At 64.2% G+C, this 16,392-nt stretch carries 15 protein-coding genes; 13 read left to right on the top strand and 2 right to left on the bottom strand.

Annotation, left to right across the window (positions count from 1 at the left end):
* The 13 genes from I3K84_RS06345 (at position 1) to I3K84_RS06285 (ending at position 15,051) form a co-directional block, all read left to right on the top strand.
* Positions 1-1,089: an IS5-like element ISDisp1 family transposase gene (locus tag I3K84_RS06345; RefSeq protein WP_011803559.1), complete on the top strand. Its 1,089-nt coding sequence runs from the start codon at positions 1-3 to the stop codon at positions 1,087-1,089.
* A 217-nt stretch (positions 1,090-1,306) separates the two neighbouring features.
* A complete protein-coding gene (locus tag I3K84_RS06340) occupies positions 1,307-2,062 on the top strand; it encodes an SDR family oxidoreductase (RefSeq protein ID WP_196996073.1) in 756 nt (251 codons plus the stop codon).
* A 43-nt stretch (positions 2,063-2,105) separates the two neighbouring features.
* Positions 2,106-2,792, top strand: a complete 687-nt coding sequence (locus I3K84_RS06335; protein ID WP_196995732.1) for a cytochrome c4 — start codon at positions 2,106-2,108, stop codon at positions 2,790-2,792.
* The gene (locus I3K84_RS06330; RefSeq protein WP_172206629.1) at positions 2,789-4,063 is read left to right on the top strand and encodes a cytochrome c; all 1,275 of its coding nucleotides are present in this window, start codon (positions 2,789-2,791) and stop codon (positions 4,061-4,063) included. Before I3K84_RS06335 ends, I3K84_RS06330 begins: the two co-directional genes overlap by 4 nt.
* Positions 4,064-4,073: 10 nt before the next feature.
* The gene (locus tag I3K84_RS06325; RefSeq protein WP_047350596.1) at positions 4,074-4,463 is read left to right on the top strand and encodes a thioredoxin domain-containing protein; all 390 of its coding nucleotides are present in this window, start codon (positions 4,074-4,076) and stop codon (positions 4,461-4,463) included.
* Positions 4,464-4,652: 189 nt separating this feature from the next.
* A complete protein-coding gene (gene rimP / locus I3K84_RS06320) occupies positions 4,653-5,246 on the top strand; it encodes a ribosome maturation factor RimP (protein ID WP_047350597.1) in 594 nt (197 codons plus the stop codon).
* A gap of 69 nt (positions 5,247-5,315) precedes the next feature.
* Positions 5,316-6,800, top strand: coding sequence for a transcription termination factor NusA (gene nusA, locus I3K84_RS06315; RefSeq protein ID WP_196995731.1), 1,485 nt, complete (start codon positions 5,316-5,318; stop codon positions 6,798-6,800).
* Between the two features lie 24 nt (positions 6,801-6,824).
* Complete coding sequence (gene infB / locus I3K84_RS06310) at positions 6,825-9,656, top strand: translation initiation factor IF-2 (protein ID WP_196995730.1); 2,832 nt, start codon at positions 6,825-6,827, stop codon at positions 9,654-9,656.
* Between the two features lie 12 nt (positions 9,657-9,668).
* Positions 9,669-10,046, top strand: coding sequence for a 30S ribosome-binding factor RbfA (rbfA, locus tag I3K84_RS06305; RefSeq protein WP_011805755.1), 378 nt, complete (start codon positions 9,669-9,671; stop codon positions 10,044-10,046).
* The gene (gene truB, locus I3K84_RS06300) at positions 10,043-11,044 is read left to right on the top strand and encodes a tRNA pseudouridine(55) synthase TruB (RefSeq protein ID WP_196995729.1); all 1,002 of its coding nucleotides are present in this window, start codon (positions 10,043-10,045) and stop codon (positions 11,042-11,044) included. Before rbfA ends, truB begins: the two co-directional genes overlap by 4 nt.
* Positions 11,041-12,870: a translational GTPase TypA gene (typA, locus tag I3K84_RS06295; protein ID WP_011805753.1), complete on the top strand. Its 1,830-nt coding sequence runs from the start codon at positions 11,041-11,043 to the stop codon at positions 12,868-12,870. Before truB ends, typA begins: the two co-directional genes overlap by 4 nt.
* 208 nt (positions 12,871-13,078) lie before the next feature.
* Positions 13,079-13,963 (top strand): DMT family transporter, encoded by an 885-nt coding sequence (locus I3K84_RS06290; RefSeq protein ID WP_088887079.1) that lies wholly within the window; start codon positions 13,079-13,081, stop codon positions 13,961-13,963.
* Positions 13,960-15,051, top strand: coding sequence for an enoyl-CoA hydratase/isomerase family protein (locus I3K84_RS06285; protein ID WP_172206633.1), 1,092 nt, complete (start codon positions 13,960-13,962; stop codon positions 15,049-15,051). Before I3K84_RS06290 ends, I3K84_RS06285 begins: the two co-directional genes overlap by 4 nt.
* Here I3K84_RS06285 and I3K84_RS06280 read toward each other — a convergent pair.
* Both I3K84_RS06280 and I3K84_RS06275 read right to left on the bottom strand, forming a co-directional pair.
* Positions 15,002-15,841, bottom strand: a complete 840-nt coding sequence (locus tag I3K84_RS06280) for an anti-sigma factor (protein WP_011805750.1) — start codon at positions 15,839-15,841, stop codon at positions 15,002-15,004. The two genes, I3K84_RS06285 and I3K84_RS06280, sit on opposite strands and share 50 nt — an antisense overlap.
* 30 nt (positions 15,842-15,871) lie before the next feature.
* The gene (locus I3K84_RS06275; protein ID WP_047350564.1) at positions 15,872-16,387 is read right to left on the bottom strand and encodes an RNA polymerase sigma factor; all 516 of its coding nucleotides are present in this window, start codon (positions 16,385-16,387) and stop codon (positions 15,872-15,874) included.
* Between the last annotated feature and the right edge of the window lie 5 nt (positions 16,388-16,392).

The raw sequence follows: 16,392 nt of genomic DNA, 5'->3' as shown, positions 1-16,392 counted from the left end.
ATGAGAGGCAGTCAAGATTTCCAGGGGGCGATGTTCAGCTACATCAGCCTTGAAGAGCGCGTGCCGCAGGCACACCCGCTGCGCAAGTTGCGCGCGGTGGTTGATGCGCTGCTGGCAACCATGAACCGCGAGTTCGAAGCGGTGTACGCCCGCCGTGGCCGCCCATCGGTGCCACCGGAGATGCTGCTCAAGGCCTTGCTGCTGCAGATCCTGTTCTCCATCCGCAGCGAGCGCCAGTTGGTCGAAGCGATCAACTACAACCTGCTGTACCGCTGGTTCGTGGGCCTGAACATCGAAGACAAGGTCTGGGACCACTCCACTTTCAGCGCCAACCGCGAACGTCTGTTCAACGAAGACCTCGCCCGCGCCTTCTTCGAGCGCGTCAAGCTCAGTGCCCAGTGGGGCAAGCTCGCCAGCGACGAGCACTTCAGCGTGGACGGCACGCTCATTGACGCCTGGGCCTCGCACAAGAGCTTCAAGCGCAAAGACGACGACAGCGGCACGCCGCCTGGGCGCAACCCCGAGGTGGACTTCAAGGGGCAGGAGCGCTGCAACGACACCCACGAGAGCACCACGGACGCCGATGCCCGGCTGTTCAAGAAGAGCCAGGGCGACAAATCCCGCCTGTGCCACATGGGGCACATCCTCATGGAGAACCGCAACGGGCTGATCGTGGATGTCGAGATCACCCACGCCAGCGGCACGGCCGAGCGCGAGGCGGCGCTGGCCATGTTGGAGCGTCGGGGCAACAGGAACAAACGGGCCACGGTCGGTGCCGACAAGGGCTACGACAGCAAGGCCTTCATCAAAGGCTGCAGAAAGCTCAAAGTCACGCCCCACGTGGCGGCCAAGGACAAACACTCGGCGGTGGATGCGCGAGTGACACGGCACGAGGGCTACAAGACCAGCCTGAAGGTGCGCAAGCGCATCGAAGAGGCCTTTGGCTGGATCAAGACCGTCGGTGGTCTGGCAAAGACCAAGCTGATCGGTCAGGCCAAGCTCACGGGCCAGGCGCTGCTGTGCTTTGCCACCTACAACCTTGTGCGAATGGGCAGCATCGGCGGCTGGTGGGACGCGCATCATGCGTGAGCCCAGGGATACGTGCGCCCGAAATGGGCGGGAGGGCCTGCAAACCGGCCAGATGGGCCGTTGCAATCGCTGCGCAGACGCGTCTGGGCAGCTCGTGTCTTCGCACTCAGCGTCCCTGATGCGTTCGAAAAGCACTTTTTCAACGGCCTGCTAAGGGCCGCAAATCCCGCGGTTGAGTAGATTGATGGGTATGAAGGACAGGAGACAAGCGTCGCATATGGTTAAAGCATCGAAGGTGGCCATCGTTACGGGGGCTGGGTCAGGGATTGGCAAGGCGGCGGCTTTGGCGCTGCTGCGCGATGGATGGAGCGTTGTTCTCGCTGGGCGGCGTGAGTCGCTATTGCAGGAGGTCGTGGGCGAATCCGAGGGTGGGGTGCGTGCGCTCGCCGTTCCCACCGATGTATCCGACCCCGCTGCGGTGCGCACGCTGTTTGACCGGGCTGTGCTTCAGTTCGGGCGCGTGGATCTGTTGTTTAACAATGCGGGCGTGAGTGCTCCCGCCGTGCCGCTGGAGGATCTGGCGGTGGAGCAGTGGCGGCAGGTGGTCGACGTCAACCTCAATGGCATGTTCTTTTGCATGCAGAACGCTTTTCGGGTCATGAAGACGCAGTCGCCACGGGGCGGGCGCATCATCAATAACGGCTCGATTTCAGCGCACGCCCCGCGGCCCAACTCCATCGCCTACACCGCCACCAAGCATGCGGTGATGGGCCTGACAAAGACAGCGGCTCTCGATGGGCGCAAGTACGATATTGCGGTGGGACAAATCGATGTCGGCAACGCCCAGACCGAGCTGGCCCAGCGCATGACGCAGGGCGTGCAACAGGCCAATGGCCTGATTGCGGCCGAACCTCTGATGGACGTGGACATCGTGGGGCAGTCCGTGCTTTACATGGCCAATCTTCCGCTGGAGGCCAATGTGTTGTTCCATACCGTCATGGCGACCAAAATGCCTTTTGTCGGGCGTGGCTGAGAAACTCATCCGCCCCTTGCTGCACGCGGTAGGGGCGCTGTGCATGCTGCTCGCTGCCTCGGTGGCCGCCGCGCCGGCCGTGGATATGGCGCCGCGTGTGCAGGCCTGCACCGCGTGCCACGGCAAGCAGGGGCGTGCCACTCCTGACGGTTATTTCCCTCGCATCGCGGGAAAACCGGCGGGATACCTGCACAACCAACTGCTCAATTTCCGGGATGGCCGGCGCAGCTATCCGCAGATGGCGTACTTGCTGCAGCATCTGACGGACGACTATCTACGGGAGATGGCGGACTACTTCGCAAGACTGGACCTGCCCTATGCGCCACCGGTGGCTGCAGCTGTATCAGCAGCCACACTGGCGCAGGGAGAGAGGCTTGTGCGGTGGGGGGATGCGAGCCGCCAATTGCCGGCCTGCGTGCAGTGCCATGGCGATGCTCTGGCGGGCGTCGCGCCTTTCATTCCAGGGTTGCTGGGGCTGTCTCGCGATTATGTGAGCGCCCAGTTGGGGGCCTGGCAGACCGGTCTGCGGCGCGCCCATGCGCCAGATTGCATGGCGCGCATCGCCAGCAAACTGACCGCTGCCGATATAAGTTCCATCGCGGCGTGGCTGTCCTCCCGTCCTGTTCCCTCAAGGTTCACACCGGCGCCGGCAATCAAGGCGCCGCTGCCAATACCCTGTGGCGGCATGGATTCTCCGGCGTTGCGGGCTGGCGCGGAGCAGGTGCAATGAGTGCTTGGCGCAAAAGGCTTGCGACGGCGGGGCTTTCCGTGGCGTTGGTTGCGGGAGGGATCTGGGTATTGAACCGGCTGGATGAGGCTCCGCTGCCGCACGCCGAACGCGTGACCACCACGGCCTCTCTCGACATTGCCAGAGGCCGGTACTTGGCACGTGCTGGTAACTGCCTCGCCTGCCACACCCGGCAGGGAGGCGTGGCATTCGCAGGGGGCCGTGGGATAGAGACGCCTTTTGGCGTGATTTACGCCCCCAACCTGACACCCGACCGGGAAACGGGTATCGGAGCGTGGTCTGCATCGGAATTCTGGCGTGCCCTGCACAATGGCCGTTCGCGCGATGGCAGGCTGCTTTCGCCGGCCTTTCCTTATCCCAGCTATACGCGCGTCACCCGTGAAGACTCGGATGCCATCTTTGCCTTCTTGCAAAGCTTGCCGCCGGTGGTGCAACCCAGCGTGCCGTCGCGCATGCGCTTCCCGTTCAATACCCAAGCGGCATTGGCAGTGTGGCGAGCGTTGTATTTTCGGCCTGGTGTATTCGAGCCCGTACCGTCCCGCTCTGCGGAATGGAATCGAGGCGCCTATCTCGTGCAGGGGCTCGGGCACTGTGCTGCATGCCATTCGCCGCGCAACGCGATGGGGGCGGTATCTACAGACGGGCGTTTGAGCGGGGGGATGGCGGCAGGCTGGTACGCCCCAGCGCTCACCACCTCGAATGAAGGAGGTGTGGCGGAATGGCCCAGGCAGGATGTGGTCATGCTTCTGGGGGCGGGGCGCTCACCCCGGGCCGCGGTATCCGGCCCCATGGCGGAGGTGGTCTACCACAGCCTTCAGTATTTGAGCGATGCCGATCTGCAAGCGATGGCGGACTATCTGCAAGCGCTGCCGCCAACGGACAAGGTCGCCGCGCCTCGGCGGCCCCCTTCACCTGCGTCGATGCAGCGTGGGCGGGCCACGTACGAGCGTCAATGCATGCAGTGCCATGGAGGCGAGGGCCAGGGCGATCCTGAGGCCTTTCCTCCGCTGGCAGGCAATCGGGCGGTGATGCTGGAAAATCCTGTCAATCTGGTGCATATGGTGCTGCGGGGCGGGTATCTGCCAGCCACCGGCGGTAATCCGCAACCCCATGGCATGCCGCCATTCCTGCAGCGTTTGAGTGACGCAGAAGTGGCGGATGTGCTTTCATATATTCGTAACGCCTGGGGTAATGCGGCTTCCAGGGTCGATACGATCGATGTCCATCGGACCCGTGAGGGGCGTGATTCTTAAGGAACTTCTCATGGACTCCGAAGCCTTTTTGCCGGATGCTGCTTCACATGCCAGCGCAACGCCGCAGTGGTGGGTTGTGTGCCTGTGCGCACAATGGTGCGGTGTATGCCGTGAATACCGTCAAGCCTTCGACCAAACTGCGCGCGCTTGGCCGCAAATGCGCTTTGAATGGGTGGATGTGGAGGATGAGGAAGAAGTGGTCGGCGACCTGGATGTAGAGACTTTTCCTACTGTCTTGATTGCCGATGGCAGGGCTGCACGGTTTCTGGGACCCCTATTGCCTCAGGCCACAGTGTTGGGGCGCATGCTTCAAAGCATGCAGCAGGCTTCCCAAGTAGCCACGATGGACAGCGCAGCGCAGGACCTTTTTGAGAGAATACGGTCAAGCCGCCAGGGTTGATTCCCGCCCGAACGCAAGATACGTGCCTTTGATCTTTGCAGGTGCCTCGCATATTGGCTACAATACTGGCTTCACGACCAAAACGGGCGGGTACTTACCGCCCTTTTTTTTTGGGCGTTTGATTTTGGTTTTTGCAGCCTTGCCGGCCCCGGCGGGGCCATCACTTGGAATTGGATAGAGCGCACGCACGTGGCATTGCAGCAAATCGTTGAACAAACCGTGGCCGGGCTGGGTTATGACCTGGTGGAGATTGAGCGCTCCGCCGGAGGGTTGCTGCGCATTACCATTGACCTGGTTTGGGTGCCGCCCACGGATGAGGTGTCCGCTGCCGTAGGCGTCGAGCAATTCATTACCGTAGAGGATTGTGAAAAGGTCACCCGTCAGCTGCAGTTCGCGCTGGAGGTGGAGGGGGTGGACTACACGCGGTTGGAAGTCTCATCCCCTGGGATCGATCGCTTGTTGCGCAACGAGGCGGACTTCAAGCGTTTCGAGGGCGAGGTGATCGACATCACCCTCAAGCAGCCCATGGGCGCTGCGGCGGGAGGGCAAGTGCATGCCAACCGCAAGAAATTCCGGGGAACGCTCGAGCATGCCGATTCGGGCGGTTGGCAGATTGTCTGGAGCGATGAGCCGCCCGTGAAGCCGGGGCAGCGCATCAGCAAGAAGCGCGTGCCAGCGCCTTTGCAGGCCCTTGGTTTCACTTTGGATGAGTTGCGCGAGGCGCGGCTTGCGCCGATCGTGGATTTCAAAGGACGAGGGATCAAGCCCGGAGAGCCGGGCTGAAGGTTGCATAACCGGACTGTCCTCTGAACGGGCAGTTCGTCAGGAATTGAGAAACAGGAGAGCCGTCGCATGAATCGCGAGTTGTTGATGTTGGTAGAAGCCATTTCGCGCGAAAAGAACGTGGAGCGCGATGTGGTCCTGGGCGCTGTGGAGTCTGCTCTGGCACAGGCCACGAAGAAGCTCTACCAGGGTGAAGTGGACATCCGCGTGTCGATTGATCGCGACAGCGGCGAATACGAGACTTTCCGTCGTTGGCTGGTGGTGCCCGACGATGCCGGATTGCAGAACCCCGACGCCGAAGAGCTGCTGATGGATGCCCGCGAACGGGTGGCCGATATCGAGGTGGGGGAGTACATCGAGGAAGCCGTCGAGTCGGTGCCGATCGGCCGCATCGGGGCCATGGCGGCCAAGCAGGTGATCCTGCAGAAGATCCGCGATGTCGAACGCGAGATGCTGCTCAACGATTTCATGTCACGCGGCGAGAAAATTTTCACCGGCACGGTGAAACGCATGGACAAGGGCGACATCATCGTCGAGAGCGGCCGGGTGGAAGGGCGCCTGCGTCGCGGCGAGATGATCCCGAAGGAAAACCTGCGCAATGGAGACCGTGTGCGCGCCCTGATCATGGATGTGGACCTCACGCTGCGCGGAGCACCCATCATCCTCTCGCGCTCCGCGCCGGAGTTCATGATCGAGTTGTTCCGCAACGAGGTGCCCGAGATCGAGCAGGGCCTGCTGGAGATCAAAAGCTGTGCCCGTGACCCCGGCAGCCGCGCGAAGATCGCTGTGCTCAGCCATGACAAGCGCGTGGACCCCATCGGCACCTGCGTGGGCGTGCGCGGAACGCGTGTGAACGCCGTGACCAACGAACTGGCGGGGGAGCGCGTGGACATCGTGCTGTGGTCCGACGACCCTGCGCAGTTCGTGATCGGCGCGCTTGCTCCGGCCAACGTGACTTCCATCGTGGTCGACGAAGAGAAGCATGCCATGGACGTCGTGGTGGATGAGGAAAACCTCGCCATCGCCATCGGGCGCGGCGGCCAGAACGTGCGCCTGGCGTCCGACCTCACGGGCTGGAAGATCAACATCATGGATGCGGCCGAATCCGCGCAGAAGCAGGCCAATGAAACCGATGCCGCGCGTCGCCTGTTCATGGAGAAGCTGGATGTGGATGAGGAGATCGCCAACATCCTGATCGAGGAGGGCTTTGCCAGCCTCGAGGAAGTGGCCTATGTGCCGCTGCAGGAAATGCTGGAGATCGAGAGCTTCGACGAGGACACGGTGAACGAACTGCGCGCACGCGCCAAGGATGCGCTGCTCACCATGGAAATCGTTCGTGAAGAAAGCGTGGAAAGCGTATCGCAAGACCTGCGTGACCTCGAAGGTTTAACGCCCGAACTGATCGCCAAGTTGGCGGAAGGCGGCGTGCATACGCGTGACGACCTGGCCGATTTGGCCATTGACGAACTGACCGAGCTGACCGGCCAGTCTGCCGAAGATGCGACCGCCTTGATCATGAAGGCGCGCGAGCACTGGTTCACGGGGCAAGAGTAAGGGTCAGGGAGGTTCGAACACAATATGTCGAGTAACACTGTTGCTGAGTTCGCTGCAGAGCTCAAGAAATCGCCTGAAACCTTGCTGGACCAGCTGAAGTCCGCCGGTGTGGTCAAGGCGTCGCCGTCGGACGTTCTAAACGAAGCCGACAAGCAAAAGCTGCTGGCCCACCTGCAGGCCAGTCATGGCACTGCGGGGGGTGACCGCAAAAAGATCACCCTGGTCAAGAAGTCCACCAGCGAGATCAAGCAGGCCGACGCTTCTGGCAAGGCACGCACGATCCAGGTCGAAGTGCGTAAGAAGCGTACTTTCATCAAGCGTGACGACAGTGTCGACGCGCCTTCCGATGCGACTGAATCCGTTCCTTCGGCGGAGGATCTCGAGCTCGTGCGCCGCGAGGAAGAGGCGCGCCGTCAGGCAGAGCTGATTCGCCGCCAGGAGGAAGAGTTGGCCTTGACACGCCGCGAGCGTGAAGAGCGCGAGCGCCGCGAGCGCGAAGCCGAAGAACGCGCTGCCGCCTATGCCGCCCAGCAGGCGGAAAAGAAGGCGCAGGAGTCTGCGGAGCGTGCCGAGGCGCAGCGCGAAGCTGCCGTGGAGGCCGAAGAACGTGCGAAGGCGCAGGCCGATGCCCGGGCAAAGGCCGATGAAGAATCCAAGGCACGCGCGGCGGAAGAAACCGCGCGTGCGGCCGACCTGGACGAGCGCCGCCGCAAGGCGCTTGCCGAGGCCGAGGCCATTCGCGCAATGATGGCTGCCCCCAAGAAGGTGCTCGTGGCGAAGAAGCCAGAGGAACCCAAGCCTGCCGCCAAGGCGGGAGCTTCCGGGGATGCCAAGAAGGGTACGCTGCACAAACCCGCCACCGGTTCCGGCACGGGCGCGCGCGCCGCTGCGCCATCGGCGCCAGGCGGGGCGGGCAAGGAGGTCAAGTCGGCCAAGCTGTCGTCCAGCTGGGCCAACGACACGACCAAGAAGAAGGAAATCAAGACCCGCGGCGACAGCAGTGGCGGCGTGGGTCGCAACAACTGGCGTGGCGGCCCCCGCGGCCGCCGCGGCAATGACCGCGACGACCAGCGCCAGCAGCAGGCAGCCACAGAGTTCCGCGTGCTCGAGGTCTATGTGCCCGAGACCATCACGGTGGCCGAGTTGGCGCACAAGATGGCCATCAAGGCTTCCGAAGTGATCAAGTCGCTCATGAAGATGGGCCAGATGGTCACCATCAACCAGCCGCTGGACCAGGACACCGCCATGATCGTGGTGGAGGAAATGGGCCACACCGCGAAGGTGGCCGCTCTGGATGATCCGGAAGCCTTCACCGCCGAGGAAGTGTCCAGCCAGGATGCCGAACAGCTGTCCCGCGCCCCCGTGGTGACGGTGATGGGCCACGTGGACCACGGCAAGACCTCGCTGCTGGACTACATCCGGCGCAGCAAGGTAGCCTCTGGCGAAGCTGGCGGCATTACCCAGCACATCGGCGCCTACCATGTGGAGACGCCACGCGGTATCGTCACGTTCCTGGACACGCCGGGCCACGAGGCTTTCACGGCCATGCGTGCACGCGGCGCCCAGGCCACCGACATCGTGATTCTGGTGTGTGCGGCAGACGACGGCGTGATGCCCCAGACCAAGGAAGCCATCAAGCACGCGAAGGCGGCTGGTGTTCCCATCGTGGTGGCGCTTACCAAGGCAGACAAGCCCGAGGCCAACATCGAGCGCGTCAAGCAGGAACTGGTGGGCGAGCAGGTGGTGCCTGAGGAATACGGCGGCGATTCGCCATTCGTGGCCGTGTCGTCCAAGACGGGCATGGGCATCGATGCTCTGCTGGAGCAGGTGCTGCTCCAGGCCGAGGTGCTGGAACTCAAGGCTCCCGTCGATGCGGCTGCCAAGGGTATCGTCATCGAGGCCCAGTTGGACAAGGGCCGCGGGTCCGTGGCCACCGTGCTGGTGCAGTCCGGTACGCTCAAGGTGGGCGATGTGGTGCTGGCAGGCCAGACTTTCGGCCGCGTGCGCGCTATGCTGGACGAAGACGGCAAGCAAACCAAGGAAGCCGGCCCGTCGATCCCGGTGGAGATCCAAGGCCTGAACGAAGTGCCCCAGGCGGGCGACGACTTCATGGTGCTGCAGGACGAACGCCGCGCCCGCGAGATTGCGACGTACCGCGCTGGCAAGTTCCGCAACACCAAGCTGGCCAAGCAGCAAGCTGCCAAGCTGGAGAACATGTTTGCCGAGATGGGGGCGGGCGAGGTGCAGACCCTGCCGCTGATCATCAAGGCGGACGTGCAGGGCTCCCAGGAGGCGCTGGCGGCTTCGCTGCTCAAGCTCTCCACCGAAGAGATCCGCGTGCAGATCGTGTACTCCGGCGTGGGCGGCATCAGCGAGTCGGACGTCAACCTGGCGATCGCCTCCAAGGCCATCGTCATTGGCTTCAACGTGCGCGCCGATGCGCAGGCCCGCAAGACGGCCGAAGGCAACGACGTGGACATCCGCTACTACAACATCATCTACGACGCCGTGGATGAAGTGAAGGCAGCGATGTCCGGCATGCTGGCGCCCGAACAGCGCGAGGAAGCCATCGGCACGGCCGAGATCCGTACCGTGTTCGTGGCCTCCAAGATCGGTACCGTGGCGGGTTCGTACATCACGTCGGGCCAGGTCACGCGCAACTGCAAGTTCCGCCTGCTGCGCGACAACATCGTCATCTACACGGGCGATGTGGAATCGGTGCGCCGCATGAAGGATGACGTCAAGGAAGTCAAGGAAGGCTTCGAGTGCGGTATCAAGCTCAAGAACTACAACGACATCAAGGAAGGTGATCAGCTGGAGTTCTTCGAGATCAAGGAAATCGCACGCACGCTGTAAGGTCCGCACGACATGGCTGCCAAGAAATCCTCTTCCCCCAACCGCGGCTTCAAGGTCGCGGATCAGATCCAGCGCGACCTCACCGAGCTGATCCGCGATCTCAAGGATCCGCGGATCGGCATGGTGACGCTGCAAGGGGTCGAGGTGACGCCGGACTATGCGCACGCCAAGGTGTTCTTCAGTGTGCTCATCGGTGATGGTGAGGCCTCCGAGGAGGCCTTGAACCAGGCGGCTGGCTTTCTACGCAACGGCCTGTTCAAGCGCCTGCACATCCACACCGTGCCCACGCTGCACTTCGTGTACGACCGCACCACCGAGAAGGCGGCCGACATGAATGCGCTGATCGCGCGCGCGGTGGCCTCTCGTTCCAAAGACGACGACGCAGCATGACCGAACGCGCTCCCCGCATCCGGGTGCAGCGGCGCCCGGTGCACGGAGTGCTGCTGCTCGACAAACCCCTGGGCCTGTCCAGCAATGACGCCTTGCAGAAGGTGAAGTGGCTGCTGCGCGCCGAGAAGGCTGGCCACACGGGCACGCTGGACCCGCTGGCCAGTGGTGTGCTGCCGCTGTGCTTTGGTGCCGCCACCAAGTTCAGCCAGTTGCAGCTGGAAGCGCCCAAGACCTATGAAGCCGTCGCATTGTTGGGTACCACCACAACCACCGGTGACGCCGAGGGTCAGGTGCTGGCGCAGTGCGCGGTCGATCCAGCCATGCTCACGCCCGAGCGGTTGGCGGCGGTGCAGGCGCAGTTCACCGGCCCCATCCGCCAGGTGCCGCCCATGCACAGCGCGCTCAAGAAAGACGGGAAGGCGCTGTACGAGTACGCGCGTGCCGGCATTGCCGTGGAGCGCGAGGCGCGTGATGTCACGATTCATGCATTGAAACTGGCGCTAACGCACACGGAGCAAGCGCAACCAGCTATTAAAATAGTAGTGACCTGCAGCAAAGGTACCTACATCCGTACCCTGGGTGAAGATATCGGCCAGGCGCTGGGCTGCGGCGCGCATCTCACGTTCCTGCGCCGTACCGACACCGGCGGTATCGGCGTGGAGCGCTGCGTGACGCTGGAGGCACTGCAGGCCATGGACGAGGATGCGCGCATGGCCTGTGTGCACCCGGTGGAGACCTTGCTGGCGCAGCACACGGCTGTCACGCTGGACGATGACAATGCCGGGCGTTTCCTCTCGGGCATGCGCCGGCGCGGCCCCTGGCCCGACGCGCCCGCCGTGGCCGTGTTCGGGGCGCGCCCGCGCGTGCTGCTGGGGGTCGGGCATGTGCGGGGAGGAGAGCTGATTCCAGACCGGCTGCTCAGCCCCCTTGAAATTCAACAGATTCTGGAGAGCTCGCCGCGGGCTGAACGCGGCACATTGGAAGCAACTACGCTATGAGCAAACAAATCCGCAACATCGCCATCATCGCCCACGTCGACCATGGCAAGACCACGATGGTGGACCAACTGCTGCGCCAGTCCGGCACCTTCGCCGAGCACGAGAAGGTCGTGGACACCGTGATGGACAGCAACGCCATCGAGCGCGAGCGCGGCATCACCATCCTGGCGAAGAACTGCGCCGTGAGCTGGAACGGCACGCACATCAACATCCTGGACACGCCCGGCCACGCGGACTTCGGCGGCGAGGTGGAGCGTGCACTGTCGATGGTGGACGGCGTGGTGCTGCTGATCGACGCGCAGGAAGGCCCCATGCCCCAGACGCGCTTCGTGACCAAGAAGGCGTTGGCGCTGGGCCTCAAGCCCATCGTGGTGGTCAACAAGGTGGACAAGCCCGGCGCGCGCCCCGACTACGTGGTGAACGCCGCTTTCGATCTGTTCGACAAGCTGGGCGCCACCGACGAGCAACTGGACTTTCCCGTGGTCTACGCCTCGGGCATCAACGGCTGGAGCTCCCTGGAGCAGGGCAACCCCGGCGAGCAATGGGGCCCCGACATGTCGGCGCTGTTCGAGACCATCCTCAAGCATGTGCCGTCCGTGAAGGGTGACGCCACGGCACCCCTGCAGATGCAGGTATCGGCGCTGGACTATTCCACCTTCGTGGGCCGCATTGGCGTGGGTCGCATCACCCAGGGTACGCTCAAGGCCGGGCAGGACGTGCTGGTCATGGCTGGCCCCGATGGCGCCAGCTACAAGGGCCGCGTGAACCAGATCCACCAGTTCCAGGGCCTGGACCGCGTGCAGGTGAGCGAAGCCGGCCCCAGCGAGATCGTGCTCATCAACGGCATCGAGAACGTGGGTATCGGCGAGACCCTCACCGACCCCGCCAACCCCCAGCCGCTGCCCATGCTGAAGATCGACGAGCCCACGCTGACGATGAACTTCTGCGTGAACACCTCGCCGCTGGCGGGCCGTGAAGGCAAGTTCGTGACCAGCCGCCAGATCTGGGACCGTCTGCAGAAGGAGCTGCGTTCCAACGTGGCCCTGCGCGTCAAGGAAACCGACGAGGACGGCATCTTCGAGGTGTCCGGCCGCGGCGAACTGCACCTGACCATCCTGCTGGAAGAAATGCGCCGTGAAGGCTACGAGTTGGCCGTCTCCAAGCCGCGTGTGGTGTACCGCGACATCGACGGCGAGCGCTGCGAGCCTATCGAACTGGTGACCGCTGATATCGAGGAAGGGCACCAAGGCGGTGTGATGCAGGCCCTCGGCGAGCGCAAGGGTGAACTGGTGAACATGGAGCCTGACGGCCGTGGCCGCGTGCGCCTGGAGTACCGCATCCCGGCCCGTGGCCTGATCGGTTTCACCAACGAATTCCTGAACCTGACGCGCGGCTCGGGCCTCATCAGCAACATCTTCGACAGCTATGAGCCGCATAAGGGCGACATTGGCGGCCGCAAGAACGGCGTTCTGATTTCCATGGACGATGGTGAAATTTTCACCTACGCCCTGGGCAAGCTCGACGACCGTGGCCGCATGTTCGTGAAGGCAGGCGACCCGGTGTACGAAGGCATGATCGTCGGCGTGCACAACCGCGACAACGACCTGGTGGTGAACGCCACGCGTACCAAGCAGCTCACCAACTTCCGCGTGAGCGGCAAGGAAGACGCGATCAAGATCACGCCCCCGATCGACCTCACGCTGGAGTACGGTGTGGAGTTCATCGAGGACGATGAACTGGTGGAGATCACGCCCAAGAGCATTCGCCTGCGCAAGCGCCACCTTAAGGAGCACGAGCGCAAGCGCGCCAGCCGCGAAGGCGCGTGATCGGCAAGGCCTGTTCTGCCTGAACCGGCTTGGCTGCGGCAGCCAAGGCGCTGCGAGCCGACGAAGGGTGAGCCCATCCGCTAGGAGGGTTCGCCCTTCGCGCATCTGAGGCAGCGCGGTATGGCGCCAGCCGCTAACATGCGGGCCTCACGGCATGCGTGGGTAGCACATGCCGACGACACAAGAAATCCACAGGGAGGAGACAGCGATGACCGCGAATGCCTTGCCCGGCCACGCGCGGGCGGTCTGGCTGATGGTGGCCGTCACCTTCATGTGGTCCATCGCGGGCGTCGTCACGCGCCATCTGGACCAGGCGCGCAGCTTTGAAGTGACCTTCTGGCGCAGCTTCTTCATGCTGCTGTCGCTGTGCGTGATCCTGCCGGTGCTGCAGGGCAGGGCGTTGCTGGCCAATCTGCGGCGCGGGGGGCGGGCGGTGTGGATCTCTGGCGTGTGCTGGAGCGTGATGTTCACGGCCTTCATGATCGCCATATTGCTCATCCCCGTGGCCAGCGTATTGGTCACCATGGCCATCGGACCGCTGCTCACGGCATTGCTGGCGCGGGCCTTCATTGGCCACCACATCGCGCCGCGCACCTGGTGCGCGATTGCATTGGCGGGCGCAGGCATCGGGTGGATGTATGGCTCGGGCATCTCCGGCCTGTCCGTGGTGGGCGTGCTTGTTGCCTTGTGCGTGCCGGTCGCGGCGGCCGTGAACTGGGTGGTGGTGCAGCACTCGCAGCGCCAGGGCCATGCGGTGGACCTGGTGCCCGCCGTGCTGCTGGGGGCGGCGCTGTCCGCCCTGGCCACGCTGCCGCTTGCGTGGCCGTTCCAGGCCACGGCGCGTGATTTGTCCCTTCTGGCCCTGCTGGGTCTGGTCCAATTGGCGATCCCCTGCGTGCTGGTGGTGTACTGCGCGCGCGTGCTCAAGGCGCCTGAGATTGCGCTGCTGGGCCTGCTGGAAGTGATCTTTGGCATTCTGCTGGCCTGGGTGGGCGCTGGAGAGCGCCCAGCCCCGGCCGTGCTGATGGGAGGCGCGCTGGTGATCGGCGCGCTCGTTTTCAATGAACTGCTTGGATGGAAGGAGCAACAATGACGGAGATGACGGCGGAAGTCGTGACCGAGGTGCGCGGCCAGGTCGGCTGCATCACGCTGAACCGCCCGAAGGCGCTGAATGCCTTGTCGCTGGGCATGGTGCGCGACCTGATGGCGGCGCTGCTGGCCTGGCAGCATGACGACAAGGTACTGGCCGTGGCGATCCGCGGCAACGGCCGCGAAGGGCCCTTCGGCGCCTTCTGCGCGGGCGGCGACATCCGCTTTTTGCACGCCGCGGGCAGCACGGGCAATCCGCAGTTGGAGGACTTCTTCACCGAGGAATACGCCCTCAACCATCTGATCCACACCTTCGGCAAGCCCTACATCGCCTTCATGGACGGCATCGTCATGGGGGGCGGCATGGGCATCAGCCAGGGCGGCACGCTGCGCATCGTGACCGAGCGCACCAAGATGGCCATGCCGGAGACGGCGATCGGCCTGTTCCCCGATGTGGGCGGCGGCTACTTCCTCTCGCGCTGCCCTGGCCGCGTGGGCGAGTGGCTGGCACTGACGGGCGACGCCATCGGCGCAGCCGATGCCATTGACTTCGGCCTGGCGGACGGCTTCCTGCCGGCGGGCCAGCAAGCGGCGGTGTGGGACGGTCTGGCGTTGCAGACGTTTGCCGACGGCGCTGCCGTTCAGCAGTGGGTTGCATCAAAATTTGTAGCTGCTGGCGCTTGCGCTGTAAGCGCTAGAGGTCAAATTGATCACTACTTCGCGTTGGATGATGCGGCGGCCATCGTGGCTGCGCTGGAGCAGTCTGACGACGAGTGGGCACGCGCCACGGCTGCCACGTTGCGCAAGCGCTCTCCACTGATGCTGCATGTCGCGCTGGAGCAGGTCCGCCGTGCGCGCAGCATGGGTCTGGCCGACGACTTGCGCATGGAGCGCGACATGGTTCGGCACTGCTTCTACCTGCGTCCCGGCCAGAGCGAGACGGTGGAGGGCATTCGCGCCCTGGCGGTGGACAAGGACCACAGCCCGCGCTGGAACCCCGCGCGCGTGGAGGATGTGGAGCCCGCGCTGGTGCAAGCGTTCTTCAAGAGCCCTTGGCCGGCGCACGCGCACCCGCTGGCGGCGCTGCGCTGATCTGCTGGTACACCGCCGTGGCCAGCGCCTGCAGCGTGGGCCGCGGCAGTTCGCCGCTGAGGGCGTAGCCAAAACCCTGGTCCACCCAGTAGAAACTGGACACGGTCCCTTCGTCGTGGAACTGGAACGCGGTGGTCGGTGCCGCCGCAGCCTGTAGGCCGTCGAGTGCGCCCAGGTACAGCGTGATTCGCGCGCCCGCGGCGTTCTGGTACATGAATTGCGCGCGCGCCCCGCTGCCGCCGGGCAGCAGGCGCCCGCCCATCAATTCGAACCCCTCGGCCTGCAGCCGCGGCACGGTGAGCGGGCGCGCCAGCCGCTTGGACAGCCACTGCACCAGGTGGTCCTGCTGCGCGGCCGCCACTTCCACAGGATGGCGCTGTTCGGGTTGGTAGACCGCGTGCGCCACGGCCGCCTGCTGCACGAACCGTTGCGGGGGGGCCGTGGCCAGTGTGGTTTGTTTGCCGTCCGTCGCATGCAGGCTCCAGCCCAGCCCGAACGCCAGCACCCAGCCCGCGGCAAAGCCGCCCCAACGGGCCCAGTGCTGTTGCGTGTCGTGTGCGTCTTGCAGGCGCTCTGCCGCCTGTACCAGCACATTGGGCACAGGCTGCCGCAACCAGTCAGCGTGCAGGGTCTGCAGCTGCGCACGCTGTTGCGCCCACGCTTCGGCACGCTGCCTCTGCGAGGAGTCCATGCGGGAGTGCAGCGACTCTGCCTGGGCGCGCGGCAGCCGGTCGTCCGCCAAAGCATGCAGATGCGTCTCGTCCGAAGGGCTGAAAGGGTCGGGCTTCATGGCGGGCTCACTACGGGCGGAAAGGGCGCTTCATTTCATGCGGCGCAAGGCAGTCGGGGTGGATGACGGCTGGGCGTGGACTGAGGGCTCCATCAATTCGCGCATGCGTGCGCGAGCGCGGGACAACCGCGACATCACCGTGCCTTCCGGTATACCCAGCACACGCGCCACGTCGGCATAGGCCATGTCTTCCAGTGTCACCAGGAGCAGCACGGCCCGTTGATCGACGGGCAGGCGTTGCAGGCAGCGGTCCAGGTCCATGGCTGTTTCGTGGGAGGCGTCAGGCGCGTCCGCGATGGCCGCCAGGGCATCCACATCCAGCGCCTGCACGGGCACCAGGCCGCGGCGCTGGTTGAGGTACAGGTTGTGCATCAGCGTGAAAAGCCAGGCGCGCAGATTGCTGCCGCCGCGCCACAGCAGCCACTTGCGGCAGGCGCGCTCCAGCGTGTCCTGCACCAGATCGTCGGCTGCCCATGCGTCGCCGGTGAGCGCGCGCGCATAGCGGCGCAACCCCGGCAGTTGCTCCACGATCTGGACGCGGTTCATGGACG

This window comes from Diaphorobacter sp. JS3051 (assembly GCF_015832135.1).
Lineage (GTDB): Bacteria > Pseudomonadota > Gammaproteobacteria > Burkholderiales > Burkholderiaceae_C > Diaphorobacter > Diaphorobacter nitroreducens.
The sequence above is the reverse complement of the archived record's forward strand: the minus strand, read 5'-3'. Positions and strand labels throughout refer to the sequence as shown.

Coding starts and splice junctions, on each gene's coding strand:
- I3K84_RS06325 (WP_047350596.1), top strand. CDS start 4,074: ATGGACTCCGAAGCCTTTTTGCCGGATGCTGCTTCACATGCCAGCGCA.
- I3K84_RS06345 (WP_011803559.1), top strand. CDS start 1: ATGAGAGGCAGTCAAGATTTCCAGGGGGCGATGTTCAGCTACATCAGC.
- I3K84_RS06330 (WP_172206629.1), top strand. CDS start 2,789: ATGAGTGCTTGGCGCAAAAGGCTTGCGACGGCGGGGCTTTCCGTGGCG.
- I3K84_RS06275 (WP_047350564.1), bottom strand. CDS start 16,387: ATGAACCGCGTCCAGATCGTGGAGCAACTGCCGGGGTTGCGCCGCTAT.
- rbfA (WP_011805755.1), top strand. CDS start 9,669: ATGGCTGCCAAGAAATCCTCTTCCCCCAACCGCGGCTTCAAGGTCGCG.
- I3K84_RS06335 (WP_196995732.1), top strand. CDS start 2,106: ATGCTGCTCGCTGCCTCGGTGGCCGCCGCGCCGGCCGTGGATATGGCG.
- I3K84_RS06340 (WP_196996073.1), top strand. CDS start 1,307: ATGGTTAAAGCATCGAAGGTGGCCATCGTTACGGGGGCTGGGTCAGGG.
- nusA (WP_196995731.1), top strand. CDS start 5,316: ATGAATCGCGAGTTGTTGATGTTGGTAGAAGCCATTTCGCGCGAAAAG.
- truB (WP_196995729.1), top strand. CDS start 10,043: ATGACCGAACGCGCTCCCCGCATCCGGGTGCAGCGGCGCCCGGTGCAC.
- I3K84_RS06280 (WP_011805750.1), bottom strand. CDS start 15,841: ATGAAGCCCGACCCTTTCAGCCCTTCGGACGAGACGCATCTGCATGCT.
- I3K84_RS06285 (WP_172206633.1), top strand. CDS start 13,960: ATGACGGAGATGACGGCGGAAGTCGTGACCGAGGTGCGCGGCCAGGTC.
- infB (WP_196995730.1), top strand. CDS start 6,825: ATGTCGAGTAACACTGTTGCTGAGTTCGCTGCAGAGCTCAAGAAATCG.
- I3K84_RS06290 (WP_088887079.1), top strand. CDS start 13,079: ATGACCGCGAATGCCTTGCCCGGCCACGCGCGGGCGGTCTGGCTGATG.
- typA (WP_011805753.1), top strand. CDS start 11,041: ATGAGCAAACAAATCCGCAACATCGCCATCATCGCCCACGTCGACCAT.